The organism is Xanthobacter sp. BG11Y11_SDJG, from assembly GCF_057364445.1.
In genome coordinates this window covers 1-858 of sequence record NZ_JBNFNU010000778.1, presented here as the reverse complement: position 1 = coordinate 858, position 858 = coordinate 1, and the positions used below count along the sequence as shown (strand labels likewise).

The following is an 858-nucleotide window of genomic DNA, read 5'->3' as shown; positions in this document are numbered from 1 at the left end:
CCGCTCACCTTGTTTGCGCCTCCCGAGCCGGTGGAGCGCTGGCCGAGGTGCCGGACGGCCCGCCCGGGGGGGGTTGCGCTTCCGCTGGCGCCGGGCGCTGCACGAGGTGGCGCGCGCCGAGGGGCCGGAGCGCATCGCCCCCGAATGGTGGCAGGCGGAGGGGCAGGGAGGCGCACCGGCGGACCTCCTCACGCGCGACTATTTCCGGGTGGAGGATACCGGCGGCCGGCGCTTCTGGCTCTACCGCGAGGGCCTCTACGGGCGCGAAGCGGCGCGGCCGCGCTGGTTCCTCCACGGTCTGTTCGCATGAGCGCGCCCGCATGAGCGAAGCCGCGCCCTATGCCGAGCTTGCCGCCGCCTCGCACTTCTCCTTCCTGCGCGGCGCCTCGGCTCCGGCCGACCTGGTGGCGACCGCGCTGGCGCTGGGGCATGGAGGCCTCGGCATCGCCGACCGCAACACGGTTGCGGGTGTGGTGCGCGCCTTCGCGGCGCTGCGCGCCTTCCGCGAGGGCGCGGCGCCGGTGCTCCGGGTGCGGCTTGGCTCATCGCCCGGCGAAAATGGAGGTGGAGCCGGCGCTGCCGGTGGGGCCGTCCCACGCCGAACTGTGCCGGCGGGCGCACGGCTTCAAGCTCGCCGTGGGCGCGCGCCTCGCCTTCGCCGACGGCACGCCGGACATCCTCGCCTATCCCCGCCACCGGGCGGGCTGGGGCGCGCTCTGCCGCCTTCTCACCACCGGCAACCGGCGGGCACGCAAGGGAGAATGGCGACCTCGCCCTCGACGACCTCCTCGGCTCCGCCCAGGCCTGCTCCTCGTCGTGCGGCCGGACCGGCGACCTCGCGCCGCTCGCCGGCCTCCT

The 858-nt window shown here is 76.1% G+C and carries 2 pseudogenes; both read left to right on the top strand.

The window, feature by feature from the left end:
- A pseudogene (locus AC2W7M_RS26480) lies at positions 1-310 on the top strand (hypothetical protein); the annotation flags it as partial.
- A gap of 10 nt (positions 311-320) precedes the next feature.
- Positions 321-858: pseudogene (locus AC2W7M_RS26475) on the top strand (PHP domain-containing protein); the annotation flags it as partial.